This is a genomic window from Wolbachia endosymbiont (group A) of Crataerina pallida (genome assembly GCF_964028475.1).
In the GTDB taxonomy this organism is placed as follows: Bacteria; Pseudomonadota; Alphaproteobacteria; order Rickettsiales; family Anaplasmataceae; genus Wolbachia; species Wolbachia pipientis.
In genome coordinates, this window is sequence record NZ_OZ034785.1 from 1,050,681 (window position 1) to 1,067,993 (window position 17,313).

Annotated in this window: 15 protein-coding genes, 1 tRNA gene and 1 pseudogene; 10 read left to right on the forward strand and 7 right to left on the reverse strand. The window is 36.2% G+C overall.

All coding sequences use genetic code 11. The features are described 5' to 3' along the window. The first annotated feature begins 47 nt into the window (after positions 1-47). The 8 genes and pseudogenes from ABWU55_RS05100 (at position 48) to petA (ending at position 7,946) form a co-directional block, all read left to right on the forward strand. A pseudogene (locus ABWU55_RS05100) lies at positions 48-575 on the forward strand (biotin transporter BioY). Then, positions 572-961 carry a DUF1284 domain-containing protein gene (locus ABWU55_RS05105; RefSeq protein ID WP_010082044.1) on the forward strand — a complete coding sequence of 130 codons (390 nt, stop codon included), beginning with the start codon at positions 572-574 and terminating at the stop codon, positions 959-961. Before ABWU55_RS05100 ends, ABWU55_RS05105 begins: the two are co-directional and overlap by 4 nt. A 414-nt stretch (positions 962-1,375) precedes the next feature. Further along, complete coding sequence (locus ABWU55_RS05110) at positions 1,376-1,504, forward strand: hypothetical protein (RefSeq protein ID WP_255324786.1); 129 nt, start codon at positions 1,376-1,378, stop codon at positions 1,502-1,504. After that, positions 1,467-2,780 carry a group II intron reverse transcriptase/maturase gene (ltrA, locus tag ABWU55_RS05115; protein ID WP_006280268.1) on the forward strand — a complete coding sequence of 438 codons (1,314 nt, stop codon included), beginning with the start codon at positions 1,467-1,469 and terminating at the stop codon, positions 2,778-2,780. Before ABWU55_RS05110 ends, ltrA begins: the two co-directional genes overlap by 38 nt. A gap of 266 nt (positions 2,781-3,046) precedes the next feature. Next, the gene (locus ABWU55_RS05120; RefSeq protein WP_010082043.1) at positions 3,047-3,922 is read left to right on the forward strand and encodes a tetratricopeptide repeat protein; all 876 of its coding nucleotides are present in this window, start codon (positions 3,047-3,049) and stop codon (positions 3,920-3,922) included. Between the two features lie 505 nt (positions 3,923-4,427). Further along, positions 4,428-4,500 (forward strand) — tRNA-Val (locus tag ABWU55_RS05125). 51 nt (positions 4,501-4,551) lie between these two features. After that, positions 4,552-7,254: a DNA topoisomerase (ATP-hydrolyzing) subunit A gene (gene gyrA / locus ABWU55_RS05130; RefSeq protein ID WP_070356997.1), complete on the forward strand. Its 2,703-nt coding sequence runs from the start codon at positions 4,552-4,554 to the stop codon at positions 7,252-7,254. A gap of 92 nt (positions 7,255-7,346) precedes the next feature. Beyond that, the gene (petA, locus tag ABWU55_RS05135) at positions 7,347-7,946 is read left to right on the forward strand and encodes a ubiquinol-cytochrome c reductase iron-sulfur subunit (RefSeq protein ID WP_010963095.1); all 600 of its coding nucleotides are present in this window, start codon (positions 7,347-7,349) and stop codon (positions 7,944-7,946) included. An 18-nt stretch (positions 7,947-7,964) separates the two neighbouring features. Here petA and priA read toward each other — a convergent pair whose 3' ends face one another. Beyond that, complete coding sequence (gene priA / locus ABWU55_RS05140) at positions 7,965-10,307, reverse strand: primosomal protein N' (protein ID WP_209472365.1); 2,343 nt, start codon at positions 10,305-10,307, stop codon at positions 7,965-7,967. A 144-nt stretch (positions 10,308-10,451) separates the two neighbouring features. Between priA and ABWU55_RS05145 the strand changes: the two genes are divergently transcribed. Then, positions 10,452-12,236 (forward strand): hypothetical protein, encoded by a 1,785-nt coding sequence (locus ABWU55_RS05145; protein WP_010963093.1) that lies wholly within the window; start codon positions 10,452-10,454, stop codon positions 12,234-12,236. Between the two features lie 72 nt (positions 12,237-12,308). Here the strand turns inward: ABWU55_RS05145 and thyX are convergent, their stop codons facing one another. From thyX to ABWU55_RS05160, 3 genes are all read right to left on the reverse strand, one after another. Then, on the reverse strand, positions 12,309-13,163 hold the full coding sequence (gene thyX, locus ABWU55_RS05150; RefSeq protein WP_010082033.1) for an FAD-dependent thymidylate synthase: 855 nt from the start codon (positions 13,161-13,163) through the stop codon (positions 12,309-12,311). Positions 13,164-13,172: 9 nt separating this feature from the next. After that, positions 13,173-14,450 carry a UDP-N-acetylglucosamine 1-carboxyvinyltransferase gene (murA, locus tag ABWU55_RS05155; RefSeq protein WP_006279833.1) on the reverse strand — a complete coding sequence of 426 codons (1,278 nt, stop codon included), beginning with the start codon at positions 14,448-14,450 and terminating at the stop codon, positions 13,173-13,175. A gap of 350 nt (positions 14,451-14,800) precedes the next feature. After that, positions 14,801-15,202, reverse strand: coding sequence for a CPBP family intramembrane glutamic endopeptidase (locus ABWU55_RS05160; RefSeq protein WP_353286198.1), 402 nt, complete (start codon positions 15,200-15,202; stop codon positions 14,801-14,803). A gap of 85 nt (positions 15,203-15,287) precedes the next feature. Here ABWU55_RS05160 and ABWU55_RS05165 point away from each other — a divergent pair, with 85 nt between their 5' ends. Continuing rightward, positions 15,288-15,512, forward strand: coding sequence for a hypothetical protein (locus tag ABWU55_RS05165; protein WP_010082031.1), 225 nt, complete (start codon positions 15,288-15,290; stop codon positions 15,510-15,512). Between the two features lie 40 nt (positions 15,513-15,552). On the opposite strand, the gene ABWU55_RS05170 is transcribed toward ABWU55_RS05165, so the two are convergent. The 3 genes from ABWU55_RS05170 to acpP are packed head-to-tail and all read right to left on the reverse strand — an operon-like array spanning position 15,553 to position 17,227. Continuing rightward, on the reverse strand, positions 15,553-15,678 hold the full coding sequence (locus tag ABWU55_RS05170; protein WP_255322260.1) for a hypothetical protein: 126 nt from the start codon (positions 15,676-15,678) through the stop codon (positions 15,553-15,555). A 3-nt stretch (positions 15,679-15,681) separates the two neighbouring features. After that, complete coding sequence (gene fabF / locus ABWU55_RS05175) at positions 15,682-16,953, reverse strand: beta-ketoacyl-ACP synthase II (RefSeq protein WP_353286199.1); 1,272 nt, start codon at positions 16,951-16,953, stop codon at positions 15,682-15,684. Positions 16,954-16,966: 13 nt separating this feature from the next. After that, positions 16,967-17,227: an acyl carrier protein gene (acpP, locus tag ABWU55_RS05180; RefSeq protein ID WP_006279836.1), complete on the reverse strand. Its 261-nt coding sequence runs from the start codon at positions 17,225-17,227 to the stop codon at positions 16,967-16,969. Positions 17,228-17,313: the final 86 nt, after the last annotated feature.

A 17,313-nucleotide genomic window follows, 5' to 3' on the forward strand; every position in this document is an offset into this window, starting at 1 on the left:
CTCATACACATATATTACATTTAATAAGTTATTTTTATTGGGAAGGTATGTTTATAACACAATCTAGCAGCAGATCAACACTGGCTGAAATATTGTCTTGCGTTTTACTTTTATTCTTGATGGCTCAAATAAGTATACCATTGCAGCCTGTGCCTATCACATTGCAAACTTTAGGAGTAATGCTTATTGGGCTTAAATTTAACCGCAGAACAGCATTCTATTCTGTGCTTACATATCTATCACTTGGTGCAGCAGGATTGCCTGTTCTTGCAAATTTTTCTGGTGGTTATCACGCTCTCCTTGGACCAACAGGTGGATATTTAATTGGCTGTTTAGCTGCTGTTATGGTAATGAGCAAAGTAAATGAATGACTGAACTCTAAATATAAATCATTTGTGTGTAATTCTTTAAGTTGTCTGGCTGGTACAGTTGTAATCTTTATTTGTGGTGTTAGTTGGCTTGCTGTTTACTTGGGTCTGGGACAAGCAATAATGGTGGGTGTTTTACCATTTATCCTTCCTGGTTTGATAAAAATTTTTCTACTTGTAGCAGCTTTGCAATATTTGAAAAAATGATAAAATTTCGCCCTCATCATTTTATGTGCACCCTCGCGTTTCGGGGATATGGGTATTCTCAGGGTTTTGTAGAAAATTATAGGAAGATAGCAAGTGAAGTGGTTAGTACTCAAATCGAAGTAGTTGGTAACCTTGATAGTATTTGTAGTGCTTGCCCAAACCAGACTAAACAAGGTAAATGCACCGAACAAGCTAAAGTTTTAGAGCTAGATAGAAGGCATATGGAAATTTTAGGAATTAAAATTGGCGAGACTTTGACCTGGAGTGAAGCGGTAGAAAAGATTAGGGAGAAAATGTCTTTAGAGAAATTCGAGTACGCATGTGAGGGGTGCAACTGGCAGCCATATGGAATATGTAAAAATGCCCTTTTAAATCTACAAAGGTAGTTGACAAAATGTGTGCGCCAAGAAGTGCGTAAGGAACAGTTGGTGAAAATCCAACACGGGTAAAGCTTAGCCGGCAACCTGGAACAAACCATTATGCTGCGTAAGGTAACGAGCGTAGTAAAGCTAATGGAATGGACAACATAGGGTGCAACGAAAGTGAAGGTATTGAGTCCCGTAATTCACGCGTCATGGGGGCTGACACTTTACATTTGGTGGAAGGCAACATGGGTAATAACGCTAAGGCAAGATATTACTCACCTCATCGGGATCGAAGGCCGCGTCATGTGTTGAGATGGACCTTACGTGAACTTGGGAGATCCTTTGTATTCCTGTAAGGGTACTCTGGAACAAGTCAATAAAGGCGAGGACTGGAGGAAGATGCAAAGGAAGTCGGACTAACTGATAGTACTCGGAGTGTGGGAAAGCCACATACAAGGGGAAGCGGTTAGCAATATAGTGACTGGTATAGGGATTGCTATACCAATACAACAGAGATTGGAGGAGTATGCAAGGAAAACTAAACCAGATAGCAGTAAGGGCTAAGCAAGATAAGCGAGTAAAATTTACATCATTAGTTCATTTGATTAATGAAGAGAATCTTGCAGAGTGTTATAAGGAACTAAAACGCAACAAGGCTTGTGGTATAGATCGTGTGACAGTGGAAGCTTATGGAGAAAATCTAGAAGAGAAACTTAAAACACTAGTGGATAGTATGAAGAGAAAACAATATCAACCGCTACCAGTGAAAAGGGTATACATACCCAAAGCCGGGAGCAAAGAGAAGCGCGGTCTCGGAATACCATCAACGGAAGATAAGTTGGTACAGGTAATGCTAAAGAAGATATTAGAAAATATTTATGAAGCAAACTTTATGGACAGCTCGTATGGATTTCGACCAGGAAGAAATTGTCATCAGGCGATAAACGCTCTAGATAAAGCAGTTATGCACAAACCAATTAACTATATTGTAGAAGTGGATATCAAGAAGTTCTTTGATAATGTTCAACATAAATGGCTAATGAATTGTCTAAGGGAACGAATAGCTGACCCAAATTTATTGTGGTTAATAAAACGATTTCTAAAGGCAGGAATAGTCGAAGTTGGATGTTATAAAGCAACCGATCAAGGCACACCACAAGGTGGTATAGTAAGCCCTGTATTAGCTAATATATACTTACACTATGTGCTGGACTTATGGTTTGAAAAGAAATTTAAGCCAAAAGCCAGAGGATATTTACAGCTAATAAGGTTTTGCGACGATTTTGTAGTTGGCTGCGAGAGGGAAGAAGACGCAAAAGAATTTCTAGAATTACTGAAACAAAGACTAAGTAAATTTGGGTTGGAAATAGCTGAAAATAAAACAAAAATAGTAAAGTTTGGTAAGAAAGAATGGTATCAAGCAGAAAGAGAGAAACGTAGGACGGCTAGCTTCAACTTTCTAGGATTTACACATTATTGTGGAAAAAGTCGTAATGGTAAACTTATGATGAAGCAGAAAACTTCAAAAATAAGCCTAGCCAGAAAGATTAAAGAAATCAAAGAATGGTTGAAGATGGTACGAAGTCGTATCTGTCTCAAAGATTGGTGGCAGAAACTTAAAGCCAAACTAACAGGACACTATAGCTACTTCGGAGTTAGCGGAAATTATCGGTGTTTGATTCAATTCTATCGACCGGTAACAAAGTTAGCATTTAAGTGGATAAACCGACGTAGTCAAAAGAAAAGTATGGATTGGGAACAATTTATACACTATTTAAAAGTAAATCCATTACCAAAACCAAAGGTATATGTTTCTTTATACACAGGAGCACTAGTGTGAACGCTGTATTGTGGAGCCGTGTGCGGGAAATCCGCAAGCACGGTTCTTTTGGGGAGACTATGGTTATGAGACCAAATCGCTGGTTTCAAGGTCATGAGTCTCTACCAGACTAAGATAAATTGAAGCATTTTTGTGGAAATAAAGCGAAATATGGAAGACAAAAGATAAATGCATTCTGAAAGGCTACACAGCATGTTCGTCCCGCTAATTAATAATATCTTTATTATTGTATGAGATAGGTAATTTAGCATTTATGAATTTGTAATGTGTTGCATATAGCTCAAAGAAATAAGGTTTACTGGTTACACGCTGCAGCCAATGCCACAACACTAGGACCTATGTTTATCTGCATGTTAATTTGCGTTGTGATTTTATGGAGGTCTTCTGTTACCTATGCTAGTGAAAATTTGGAGATACAGAAGGCCTTTGATAGTGTTGTCAAGCATATAAAAGCTGATAAAAAATATAAAGATCTTGATGTTATTGAGAGAAAAAGTGATAAATTTAACATCAAAATTGCGCAGAATTCTGGCAAGAGTTTTGACATATACTCTACTTTAAAAAAAGCAAAAGATTCCTTTGAATCAGGAGATAATGAAACAGCTATTTCTCTCCTTAATCAGATCATTGCAAAGTTTCCTTATCATAAAAATGCTTTAATTGGATTGGGAAATATTTATTACGCTAATAAAGAATACAAAAAAGCTGTAGAGATTTACACAAGACTGTTAAAAGAACACCCTAGTAACCCTTACATATTAAAAAATTTTCTGACGATAATCTCACAATATAATCCTGATCTGGCGTTGAGTGAAATGTTAAAATTGTATGATATACATAAAAATTATGCTCCTTTATTAGCAAATTTAGGTATGATCTATATGAAAAAGGAGGATTATGTAAAAGGTAAAGAGTATATGATAACTGCTATTTCCCTCGATGAAAACAATATTTTTTATACTTATAATTTAGCTGTTATTCTAGATAAACTTTCAGATTTTCAAAATGCTACAATATTCTACTTAAAATTGTTGAACATGGCTACAACTTCGAAAGATGTGAGTGAAAAAATACCTTTATACAAAGTGACAGCAAGACTAAAATTTATAAAACTTCACAGCACGCACTCAAAGATTTCATAAAAGCTTATAGCTCACCTAAATCTAATTTATCGTATCTGTTCAAGGGAGTGGCTAATGTGCAAATATTGAAGCAAAGTGTGTGAAACACAGATGTACGAACATTTGTTTGCAAAGGTAATTTACACAACAAATGCATAACTGTACGAACATTGTGATTTTGGCCCATCAGGAGGGTGTCATCCCAGTGCTTGACACTGGGATCCAGGAATTTTATTAAGTTGGCGAGCATAAAAATAGCTGTTTTATGTAAAAATACAACGTTTTAATGATTATGAAAAAGCTGGATTCCAGTGTCAAGCACTGGAATGACACCATTCTTTTTTCTGGATCCCAGTGTCGGCTACTTGGATGACACCATTTATTGTAAGGACTTACCTCACATTTACTCTATGATTATCTTTTTAGATCACCTTGTCTACCTATTTTGCCACTCTGCTGAACGGATACAATTTATTGCTATTTTTGTTTACAATAATAATATTGAGCTATAGAATTAGATCTAAAGGGGCAATTAGCTCAGCTGGTAGAGCATCTCGTTTACACCGAGGAGGTCGGCAGTTCAAGTCTGTCATTGCCCATTTGCTTAACTGAATGTTAGTATTATTAATTACTTCATTAAAGTATAGAAAATGCAGGATAATATAGTACCAATCTCAATAGTAAAAGAGCTGGAAGATTCTTATCTTTCCTACGCAATGAGCGTTATCATAAGCCGGGCTATACCTGACGTGCGGGATGGATTTAAACCTGTTCACAGGCGCATATTATATGCAATGTCAAGAGCTGGATTCGATGCCGGTAAGCCATATAAAAAGGCAGCTCGTATAGTTGGGGATGTAATGGGGAAATATCACCCACATGGTGATGCAGCTATTTACGATTCCTTGGTTAGAATGGCCCAAGATTTCTCTCTTCTTTTACCACTTGTTGATGGGCAAGGTAACTTTGGTTCGATAGATGGAGATCCACCAGCTTCAATGCGATACACAGAAGCAAGACTTCAAAAAGTGTCGCACTTTTTACTGAATGATATTGATGAAGATACAGTTAATTTTAGGCCAAACTACGATGGAAATGAAACAGAACCAGTTGTGCTGCCTGCAGAGTTTCCGAATCTATTGGTAAACGGTGCAAGTGGTGTTGCAGTTGGTATGGCAACCAATATTCCTTCTCATAATCTTGGAGAAATAATAGATGCTTGTATATTATATGTAAATAATCCTGAAGTTACTTTGGATGAGTTACTTGAAGTGATGCCAGGGCCGGATTTTCCAACTGGGGGAACAATTCTTGGAAGGTCTGGAATAAGATCAGCATTTGCAACTGGTCGTGGATCAATTGTTGTGCAAGGCAAGACTCATATAGAAGATCTGCCACAAGATAGGCAAGCAATAGTGATTGATGAAATACCTTACCAGGTAAATAAAGTAAAATTAATTGAGAAGATAGGTGAGCTTGTAAAAGAAAAAAGAATTGATGGTATAACAGAAATTAGGGATGAGTCCGATAAGTCTGGTATTAGAGTAGTAATTGACCTCAAAAGAAATGCTGAAGCAAGTTTTATACTTAATCAAATATTGGGGCTAACTCCACTAAGAAGTAGTTTTAGTGTTAACACTTTAGTGCTCAATAACAACAGGCCTGCTTTGATGTCATTGAAAGAAATCATAACTGCTTTTGTTGATTTTAGAAAAGAAGTATTAATCAGGAGAACAGAATTTCGTCTAAGAAAAACGAGGGAAAAAGCTCATATATATATAGGGCTCTACATTGCGGTCCTCAGCATAGATGAAGTGATAAAAATCATCCGCGGTGCAAAAGATCCTGCGGAAGCAAGTAGAGAACTTTTAAATAAAGAATGGAAAACTTCGAATGAAATCAATACTATTATCGAGTTGATTTCAGATAGCGCAAGCTTTTTGAAAGATGGAGTGTATAGATTAACTGAACTACAAATTAAAGCTATCCTTGATATGAAACTGCAGCGTTTAACAGGCCTTGAAAAAGACAAATTAGAAGCTGAGCTAAGTTCAATGATCAACCTGATAAAAGAATATATCGCTTTTCTTGGCTCAGGAGAGAAGTTGATGAAAGAAATAAAAAACAATCTACAAGAAATAAAGAACAGATTTGCTGTGCCGCGAAAAACTTCAATAGAAGAGTCAGACGCGGACATTGAAGCTGAAGATCTAATTCCACAAGAGGATATGGTGATAACCGTAACTATGAATGGTTATATCAAGCGTGTAAAACTTTCTCACTACAGAACTCAGCGTCGTGGTGGAAAAGGAAAGCTAGGACAGGGATTAAAAGAAGAGGATGTAATCACAGAATTATTTGTTGGAAATACCCATACTAGCTTTTTATTCTTTTCTAACATTGGTCGAGTTTATAGATTAAAAGTTTATAAGTTACCTCTTGCAGAGCCAACCGCACGTGGAAGAGCACTTGTTAACATATTTCCGCTTAGCGATGGTGAAACTATAACTAATATCATGCCATTGCCAAGTGAAAATGACGAAAATCAAAACATAGTTTTTGCTACTGCCTATGGAAACATAAGGCGTAACTCCTTAGCGGACTTTCACTATATTCCAAGCAATGGAAAAATAGCAATAAAGCTCGATGAAGGAGACAAATTAGTATCGGTTAAGGTATGTAATGAAATTGACCATGTTTTACTTTCAACAACGCTTGGAAAAAGTATCAGATTTGTTGTAAGTGATGTGCGTCAATTTAAGAGTCGCAATTCAGATGGCGTAAGAGGTATCAAACTTGTAAAGAATGACAGCGTGATATCCATGACCATATTAAATGGGATAGGTGTAGCAACAGAAACAAAAGAACTTTACTTAAAAGTTCCACTTGCAAAAAGACTGGGGACTGCAATTAATAACTCCATTGATTCTAAATTGGAAAAGACTTTGAATGATTTAGGAATAGATAACGAATTATTCTTAAAACTTGCAGTGAATGAGGAGTTTATATTAACTATTACTGAAAATGGCTTTGGTAAAAGAACTTCTGCGTATGAGTATAGAGTAACTAACAGGGGTGGTGTTGGTATCACCAATATTCTTACTACTAGCAGAAACGGTAATGTTGTTGCTAGTTTTCCAGTTGAGCAGGGTGATAATATAATGCTTATTACAGATAAAGGAAAGTTAATTCGCATTTCGGTCAATGAGATTAGAATTGCAGGACGCAGCACTCAAGGAGTCACTCTGTTTAAAACAGAAAGTAGAGAAAAAGTGGTGTCAGTAGCGAAAATTGAAGATCCTGATTCCACTGAAGATAGTATTTTTGAAGTTGAAAACTCTATCGCTTCTTAACCGTAGTATAGGTTAAACAAAAAGCGCAAGTTTTTGTTGATTAATACGCAGTATTTAAATTAAAATATATACTTATGGCTAAGTAAAGATCAATGGACAAAAAATTAACTAAAAATAAAAAACCACTGGCAGACAAAGAGGATAAAAAAACACCTCCTGTTAAAGATCTTACTAAAAATAAGAGTAGGAGAGATTTTATAACATTAACTACATGCGCTATGGCAGGTATAGGAGCTGCAAGCGGACTTTGGCCACTGGTTAAATCTATGAATCCTTCTGCTGAAGTTCTAGCAACTTCCACAGTGGAGGTGAATTTGTCTGGAATTCAGGAAGGACACGGAGTAAAAGTAAAGTGGCAAGGTAAACCAGTATTCATTCGTAGACGCACAAAGCAAGAAATTGAGGCTGCAAGAGCTGTGAATGTGAAGAGCTTGAGGGATCCTCAATTAGATGAGCAGAGAGTATACGAAGGAAAAGACGAATGGTTAATTATGCTTGGAATATGTACACATCTTGGGTGTGTACCGGTTGACCACGCTACAAGAGATGGTAATGGTTGGTTCTGTCCTTGCCACGGTTCATATTATGATACATCAGGTCGAGTAATTGGGGGTCCTGCACCGAAAAATATGGCTGTACCTGATTATTTTTTTCCCAGTGAGAATGTTGTGGTAATTGGCAAGAAGGCTTAACGAATATAAATAAACTCGTTAAAAAAAACTCACAGGATCAACATCTATTATCACTGCAATACTCGAATTCAAGTTACAATTTTTAATCCAATATTTCAGCTTTTTTTGTATGGATAGACTATGCTTATTGTGTATTTTTAATAATACCCTATACCGATACTTATTATTTAAAAAATTTATCGCTGCTGGTGATGGGCCAAGAATTTCAAATTCCTTTTTGTCTACACCTACATTTTTTTCCTGGATACAAATAGTTGAGCTACTTGAATGACAGAGAAGAGATTTTACTATTTCATTCGCTGCTTTTTGTGTTGCAATCTGATTCTTACCACAGATTATAAGCGCTATTAATCTGCTAAATGGTGGCATTTTGGCTTCGCGTCTTGACTTAAGTTCGATTTCATAAAATGAGTCTCTTTTTTGATGCAGCAATGCTTTTATTATTGAACTTTCAGGATTATTGGTTTGCACTATTACCATTCCTTTTTCATTAAACCTTCCTGATCTGCCTGCAACTTGGTGCAATAATTGATACGTCTTTTCCGCTGCTCTCAAATCAGAATTTTCGAGACTCAAATCTGCATTCATTACTCCAACCAAAGTTAATTTGGGAAAATTGTGCCCTTTAGCAATTATTTGTGTGCCGATTATAATGTTCACCTCTTCTTTCAATATCAAGTCAATTACGTTACTAACCGACTTCTGATCGCTGCTTATCATCGCAGTTTTTGCGTTTGGTATTAATTTCACCATTTCTTCAAGCAACCTTTCAATTCCTATGCCGTAGAGGGACAATGGCTGTTCACTTTGGCAATTAGAGCATTTCTCTGGAAGTTTTAATTGATAAGAGCAATGATGGCACAAAAGAGCATTTTTTTTCTTGTGATATGTAAGCCAAACAGCACAATTTAAGCAGGAAATTTTATATCCACACTTTTTACAAATTGCCAGTTGTGCATACCCTCTGCGGTTTAGAAAAAGCATAACCTGCTGTTTTTTCTCTATGGTTTGTTTGATGCTTTCAAAAAGCTCAGAGGAGATCCATTGCTTGTTGTTCCTCATATCTACTACTTTAATGAGTGGCAATTCTGCACCACCAAATCGTTTAGTTAGCTTTACATGATTGTAATTCCCGTTTTTAACATGATGAATCGTTTCAAGCAGTGGAGTAGCTGATGATAAAATAATCGGAATATTTTCAAATTTGGCTAAGATTATCGCCATATCTCGAGCATTATATATAATTCCCTGTTCTTGTTTAAAAGATGAGTCGTGCTCTTCATCAACGATAATCAATTTTAGGTTTTTATAAGGCAAAAAAAGCGCTGACCGTGCACCAATAATTATCTGCGCATTTCCATTTGCTATATTGAGCCAATTATTCCGGCGAGTTTTTGGAGTGAGCCCTGAGTGCCATTCAACTAAGTTTTTTGATATCTGACCGCGAACACGATTTACCAATTGTGAAGTTAAAACAATTTCAGGTAGGAGGATTAAAATTTGTGTATTACCTTCTCCTGATGTCATTTCAACATATTCTGGTGTCATACTAGTACGTGGCAAAGACGGTATGCTAAATGTTACAGTGGGTTTTGCCTTGAGTATAAAGGTGTCATTCCAGTGCTTGACACTGGAATCCAGGAATTTTGATTGTAAATTAGGTATTGGTTTTAAGTTAAAATAAACATTTGTAATGAGGTTATATGAAAAACTGGATCCCAGTGTCAGGCTACTCGGATGACACCCTCTTGGTAGACCCAAATCACAATGTTCGTACAGTTGTGTCTCTGGGCACTGGGATGGTAAAGTCTGAGCAGCATTTGGAACGGCAGTGTAATTCTTAATCAATTGTGCAATCACAGAGAGATAAACTTCCGTTTTTCCAGATCCTGTCTCACCGTCAAGCAAAGTCACTGAATACTCGTTCAAATTGCTGATTATTTTATCACTAGCTATCTGCTGTTCAGGGCTTAATTGGCAACTTATTTCACTTGTTTCCTGCTTTTGTTCAACACAAACCAATTTATCTATGTGATTTACTTTTAACACTCCTCCCATTATCACTTTGGCAAGCATACCAATAGGTATTAAATTGTATTGTGCAACCCACTCTGCAAATGCAATCAATTTTGGTCTAATATTTGGTAAATCGATTTTTTGCTCAATAAATTTTAATTCTCGGTTACTTTTATCACTGTATTTCCAAACTATTCCGATTAAGCGTTTTTTGCCAAATGGCACCACTACGTAATCTCCAAGTAAAATCTCAGTATTTTCCTCAATTGCATATGAAAATAACTGATCAATTGGAAGTGGTAGTAATACGTCAACTGTTTTTGCCATAGTGATTGAGTTTAACATTGTTTTAAAGAGCTTGTAACTTTATTAAGCTTGGCAATATAGATGAATCGGTACAGAGAAAATCTTAACGTTTAACACATTTTTCATAGTACAGACCGTATGATTGATAAATAAAATGATTTATAGAATTTGTGGAGGCTACCAATGGTCAACGACAAGATTACTTTGAACTTTGAAATAGAAAAAGGCGAACCTATAGATCGATACTACTTTTCTGCACATATAAAGCTTACAGATGAAAGCAAAAATCTTTTGCGCGAGAAGCTTGGCAGTACAATTCAATTCGATAATCTAGATGATCACTTCAATCTTAACCATGAGAATTTTTATATCTACTACAACAAATATAGTGAGCACAATGGTAGAAGTGAGCTACACGTTAGGGATGATAACGGTAAATATTTAACCTCCAATCTTCCACTTAATTACTATGGATTCTCAATGGAACTATCACCTGACGGAGCGTCAATTGCAGATTATGGTTTTTATCCTCTGTATGCAATCTATAACCCAAATCACTATGATAAAGCAAAGGAAAAAGTATTTGATGATCACGGTGAATTGTCACCAATTGCATCAAATGTGTTAGATAATTTTTTAAGCAACACAAATAGCTTAACCACACAAGATATATTACAAAATGTATTCTCACAACTGCAGAAGAAAGCTGATGAAGAAGCAGAAAGATTGGCAAGAGAGAGAGAAGCAGAAAGACAAAGGGAGGAAGAGTTAAATGAAAAGAACGAGGAGTTAAAAGAACTTGTAGAAAAGGATGAGATTAAAATATTCAAAGTGGTAAAAGGTAATGATTTAGGTAATGGGCATTCAGCAGTAGTTTTACAACTTGATGGGGAAGAAGGTGACAAGATACCTCTCGACTCTAGTAAATACTACATAGCAGAGTATAGACACCACCCAGAATGGGAAGGCGATGAATATTTAAATTTTGTTAGCCCTGATAGTGATATGCTGGTTAATTATGAAAACTTATTTTTTGTGCTCAATCAAAGCTCCTACTCAGACTTTGAAAGTGGGTTTTATTCAGAAAACAGAACCGATCCCCATAATTATGCTAAATATTCAAAGGAACCATATTTGAGTGGTGACCAGCTATCTGAAAAATTATCTAATGAATTGGAGGAAGATAGCAATCAGATAGGTACTGAATTTACAATTGATGATGAGCAAGTAGACGAAGAAGTTGTGGTAGAGAGTGAAGCCAAGTCTGGGGAGAAAGGAACGGTTGGTGAGGATAACGCAAAAAATACTATACAGGAAGAAGAATCTAACTATATAGATCAAATGCAAGCGGATGATAGCAGCAGTTATAAACCAGCTTTGCAAAGCAATCGTGATGATTATGCTGATACGAAAAAAGCTCTGCAGGAAAAATTGCATGGAGATGAAATACACAAGCAAAGTAATGAGAAAGCTCAAAAAGATATAGAAGTAAAAAAAGTAACTGTGGAAACTGACAGTAGCAGTAATAAGACTGAAAAACAAACAAAACCAACAGAAGATGAACAAGAAACTGTTATGGCAAGTGTGATAGAAAATATGGATAAAAATTCTGATATTGAAGCAGAAACTTCTAACAGTGTTGCAAATTCACAACATCCCTTAAAAATAAAGACAGGAAGTCCTCTTGAAGTGGGAAAGTATAAGGTGGAGCTGCAAGTGACATATGATGATGTAAAGAATTTTTATGATACCGTACGTGGTAAATATCATGCTGGCGATGGATATAACTACGAACAAGTAATGGTTTTATATAATGAAATTGTTAGGCCCGCTCACAATCATCATTACGAGCTGTTTACTCTTGATGAAGCACATGTTGCTAATGATCACCTGTTTATCAAGGGTCAGGATTTTGGAACTCTAAATGATTTTAATGAGATGTTCTATAAAAGTGATGAGTTAATGTGATGTAAAAAGCAAGATTCAATCTGGTGAACGAGAGTTAACTGACAGAGGAGATTGACACGTATGCCTTTATCTTTAAGATTGTTTATCAAGTATAGACATCAGCTCGCCCCATTCTCTTTTACCAATATTACTTTCTTCTCTAGTAACGTTTTCCCCTTTAATTAATTTGCGAATTATTTCTAGACCAGTTCTTGAAATACAGGCTGATTCTAGGCAATATTCAACAAAGGCATTGTAGGCCAGTGGAACCCATTTTTTTATTATATCCAGCATAACTTCTGCATAAACTCTGATTTCATATTGGGCATGCTTATCAGCTCTAAGCTTCAAAAAATGAAGGAGATTATGCAGATCTATTTTCCAATAAAATTGCGTGTAGTAATTAAGCATTAGGTTAGTTCTGGCAATTTCTCTTGCAAGCCCCTGCTCAATAAATTTTTCATAATGAGAATATACTAAATTAGAGTCATTTATTAGAGAATCTATTATTTCCTTTGAGGTATCTGGATCAAAAGCTTCCCCGCTACCTTGTTTATTATTGTCAGATTGTTTTGCAACTTGTTCTGGTTTAGGTGTATAAAATTCATTATCAAGTATTGAATACCTTGCTGAATATTCATTCACATTTGCAGTTCTATGCCTTATCCATTGCCTTGCAACAAAAATTGGAAGTTTCACGTGAAACTTAATTTCACACATTTCAAATGGAGTTGTATGATGATGTCTCATTAAATACTTTATAAGTGCTTCATCCTGACTTATCTGTTTTGTTCCCTTGCCATAAGAAACACGAGCAGCTTGAACTATAGCGCTATCAGAGCCCATATAATCCACTACTCGAATAAATCCATGGTCTAATACCTTATGTTCTTCATATAAGATTGCATCTATTTCTTTTACTATAGTTCGTTTGGTTGCTTCATTCATAAAATATCCTCAAGACGAAATGGAGATATCAGCTCCACATGAATTGAGTTTTTCATGCATTGCTTCATATCCTCTCCATAAATGATGTGAATTGTTTATTATAGTTTCTCCACCGGCTACCAAAGAAGCAAGCACCAAAGCTGCTGTTGATCTTAAGTCAGTAGCATATAGATTAGCTCCAGATAAGCTTTTTATTCCACTTATAGTAGCTTTGCTTTTCTCGATGCTGATATTAGCACCTAACTTTCTCAATTCATCTGCATGTGTAAATCTGTTTTCAAAAATGTTCTCTTCAATTACTGATATCCCATCAGCGATGCACATTGCAGACATCAGTTGTGGTTGCATATCACTGGGAAAATTGGGATATGGATCTGTCGCAACGTTAGCAGACTTAATAGAGCCATTTTTTCTGGAAATAACAATGCCTCCATCATACAGTTCAACCATAGCTCCTATAGTCTCCAACTCATTTGTAATACACCTTATATCAGATAGATTTATTCCTTCCAACTCCAACTTACCACCGGTTATTATAGCAGCTAGTGCATAGGTGCCTGCTTCTATGCGATCTGGTATTATTTTATGAACACATCCATTTAGTGCTTCAACTCCTGTTATTATGACCTTTGTATTATCAATTTCAATATCAGCACCCATTTTCTTCAGAAAATCTATTAAATCAAGAACTTCCGGCTCAGTTGCAGCATTGTTTATTGTTGTCACTCCTTCTGCAAATGTTGCTGCCATTATTACATTTTCTGTTGCGCCAACACTTATTTTCTCAAATGTGATTTCTTTTCCTTGTAGCTTTCCTTTCACTGTTGCAATTATATTATAGCCGTCAATTTCAATTTTAGCTCCCATTTCTTCTAATGCTTTAATATGCATATCAACAGGACGCTTTCCAATGTTGCATCCACCAGGAAATGCTGTTCTCGCTTTGCCAAATCTGCTAAGCATTGGACCCAATATTAGAAAAGAAGTTCTTAGCTTACTTGCGGTTTTATATGGCATCACGTGATTGTTGATATTGCTGCAGTCAATTTTCAAAGTATGGTTCGCTTTATAATTTTTATTGTGCATAAAGTTCACTTCTGCTCCAAGACTTTCAAGCAACTTAGACATTAGATGCACATCAATTAAATCAGGTACATTATGCAAAATTACCGGGGAGCTACTTAATAGACTTGCTGCCATTATTGGTAAAACAGCATTTTTTGAGCCATTAATCTTGATTTTTCCGACCAAAGGTTTGTAGTTATTTCTTATTAATATCTTGTGCATTTAATTAGATATAAAGTATAATTCATTAGTTTATTGAAGTCTTACTAAGTATAATAGATTGACCGTAAAAGGCAAAATTTGCTTTTTCTTCCTCATCATCCCAGTGTCATGCTACCTGCATGACACCTGATGCGAATTGCCCCCGAAATTTTATACTATGAATTACTCAAATGACGCTCTCGAGCTTTATCAAACCAAATAACACCAATTGCAACAATGAAATAACCAGCTGCTCCTAATGTAAGGCGAATTACTGCATCGAAAGTTGACAGAGGAGGAGACGGCATTAGAATGCTCAAAACACTATACACAAGATTATTTGTTGCATGAGCAATAGTTACTGGCCAAATCTAGTTGTCTTTTTCAAACAACCAGGTAAACATTATAGACATTGCACAAATATAAAGGGTATAAGCACAAATAGTCGGGAATGTAAAGCCATCCTTCCACAAAGCTGAGCCAGCAACCACATAAGTTGGTATGTGCCATACTGACCAAATAATACCGACAATAATTGCTCTGATATAAAAATTTGATATTTTGCTTTTAAGATTTTTCAAAAGATAGCCACGCCAACCGATCTCTTCACCAAGAGACATAATGATCCACATCACAAAGGTTGATAATAAAACAAATAACATCACTAATGGACTCAAAACTGCACTCAAATCCTTTACACGGTCTAACGTAAAAGACTCTCGGAAAAATGAAAAACCGCAATAAATTGACAAAAGACCATTGGAAATTAGCATACTTACCAGAATAAGTATAAACCCTAATAGACAGTTTTTTGGCGAACTAAGTTTAAAAAGATCCCTTACCTTCTGTTTATTATAAATGGTTAGCAAAATTGCAACTGAAGCCGGAACAAATGTTGTTAATAATGTTATGTCTTTGAAAGGTAAGCACCAAGCTATAATGCACGTCAAAAAATATGTAATTACAACAAATAATGTACAATTAATAGTGGTTAAATTCATGCATACGCCCATCAATTCCTTTTCTGCATTATTGATCTTTATTCATAAATTGTCAATAAAATACTTCTTCAGGGATGAATAGAATATTTTTTCTTTTTGAATTGCTATTGATAGTTTAATTTTTATATGTATTCCCTTTCACAACCGTTTGTCATCCCAGTGTCACGTGCTGGGATGACAGTAGGAGAGCTGCTTGCATGACAAGAGGAGGGTACTGGAATGACAAGAGGAAGACACTGGGGTGACATCAACTAAACTTGTCCAAATATGAGCGATGCATTAGTGCCACCAAAACCAAACGAATTAGAAAGTGCATATTGAATTTTATGCTCCTGAGCTTTAAACGGTACAAAATTTAAATCACATCCTTCTGAAGGCTTGTGTAAATTTAAGGTTGGCGGAATAATTCCATTATTTAACGCAAGAATACTGAATATTGCTTCAACGCTCCCTGCAGCACCAAGTAAATGTCCTATAGAAGATTTAGTTGAAGAAACAGGTATTTTATAAACGTAGTCACCGAATAACTGTTTCATTGCTATTACTTCAATTTTATCTCCAAGTGGCGTTGAAGTTCCATGTGCATTGATATACCCTACTTGATTGGGATTAATTTGTGCGCTCTTTAAAGCAAGCTGCATTGCCTTAAATGCGCCTCTTCCTTCTGGATGTGGTGCTGTAATGTGGTGCGCATCTCCTGTGAGTCCGTACCCAACCAGTTCAGCATGTATTTTTGCCCCCCTTTTTTTCGCATGTTCGTATTCCTCCAGCACCAATATACCTGCTCCTTCACCCATAACAAAACCATCGCGTTCTTCATCCCATGGCCTTGAAGCTTCTTCCGGTTTATCGTTAAATTTAGTTGATAACGCCTTCATAGATGCAAAACCTGCAATTCCAACTCTACACAGTGCACTTTCTGCTCCACCTGCAATCATAACATCCGCTTCACCAAGTTTTATAGTTCTTGCTGAGTTTATGATTGCATGCGCACCTGTTGCACATGCGGTTACTGCTGAATCGTTTGGACCTGTAAATTCGTATTTAATAGAAATATGGCCAGATATCAAATTTATTAGACTTGCAGGGACAAAAAATGGACTGACACGTCTGGGCCCTTTTTCCTGCATGGTAATAACATTTTCCTGAATTGACGGAAGACCACCTATACCAGAGCCAATAGTCACACCAACACGTTCCCGATTGATATTTTGGCTTTCCAAAATTAATGAATCATCTACTGCCTGAATAGCTGCTGCAATACCGTAATGGATAAAACGATCTGTCCTTTTTGAGTCTTTCTCAGAAATATAATCTAGTGGATTGAGATGGTGCTCAATGTTGTCTGATTGCAACGGCACCTGCCCTGCAATTTTGCAAGCAAGATCAGAAGAGTCAAATCTATCCGTATTGATTGCTTTTATGCCAGACTCACTTTTTATTAGCCTTGACCAAGTGTTGTCAACATCTGCCGCTAGTGGAGTGATTAAACCAACACCAGTGACTACTACTCTTCTGCTCATTTAACACTAACTATTAGCCTTTTTTATTATTAATGTACTCAACTATTTGCTCCATAGTTTCCATTTTTTGTGCGTCTTCATCTGGAATTTCTATTCCAAACTCTTCTTCTGCTGCCATGATGATTTCAACTGCATCTAAGCTGTCTGTACCATGCTCCGAAAGCTTTGAAGAGCTGTTGAATTTCTCTACATCCTTACTAATATGCTCTAGTATAATCTTTTTCACTTTTTCTTCTATGTCTTCTCTAGTGCTCTTTGCTAGTTCGCTATTCACATTTCTTACCAAAAAAATAACCTATTCTTTGATGTTATAAAAAATTTTTATGTTTGCAATATCTTTTATAACTGGTAAACTACAGT

Excerpts from the sequence above, each read along its gene's own strand:
- ABWU55_RS05105 (WP_010082044.1), top strand. The coding sequence starts at position 572 with ATGATAAAATTTCGCCCTCATCATTTTATGTGCACCCTCGCGTTTCGG.
- ltrA (WP_006280268.1), top strand. The coding sequence starts at position 1,467 with ATGCAAGGAAAACTAAACCAGATAGCAGTAAGGGCTAAGCAAGATAAG.
- gyrA (WP_070356997.1), top strand. The coding sequence starts at position 4,552 with ATGCAGGATAATATAGTACCAATCTCAATAGTAAAAGAGCTGGAAGAT.
- petA (WP_010963095.1), top strand. The coding sequence starts at position 7,347 with ATGGACAAAAAATTAACTAAAAATAAAAAACCACTGGCAGACAAAGAG.
- priA (WP_209472365.1), bottom strand. The coding sequence starts at position 10,307 with ATGTTAAACTCAATCACTATGGCAAAAACAGTTGACGTATTACTACCA.
- ABWU55_RS05145 (WP_010963093.1), top strand. The coding sequence starts at position 10,452 with ATGGTCAACGACAAGATTACTTTGAACTTTGAAATAGAAAAAGGCGAA.
- thyX (WP_010082033.1), bottom strand. The coding sequence starts at position 13,163 with ATGAATGAAGCAACCAAACGAACTATAGTAAAAGAAATAGATGCAATC.
- murA (WP_006279833.1), bottom strand. The coding sequence starts at position 14,450 with ATGCACAAGATATTAATAAGAAATAACTACAAACCTTTGGTCGGAAAA.
- ABWU55_RS05160 (WP_353286198.1), bottom strand. The coding sequence starts at position 15,202 with ATGCTAATTTCCAATGGTCTTTTGTCAATTTATTGCGGTTTTTCATTT.
- ABWU55_RS05165 (WP_010082031.1), top strand. The coding sequence starts at position 15,288 with ATGGTTAGCAAAATTGCAACTGAAGCCGGAACAAATGTTGTTAATAAT.
- ABWU55_RS05170 (WP_255322260.1), bottom strand. The coding sequence starts at position 15,678 with ATGTCACCCCAGTGTCTTCCTCTTGTCATTCCAGTACCCTCCTCTTGT.
- fabF (WP_353286199.1), bottom strand. The coding sequence starts at position 16,953 with ATGAGCAGAAGAGTAGTAGTCACTGGTGTTGGTTTAATCACTCCACTA.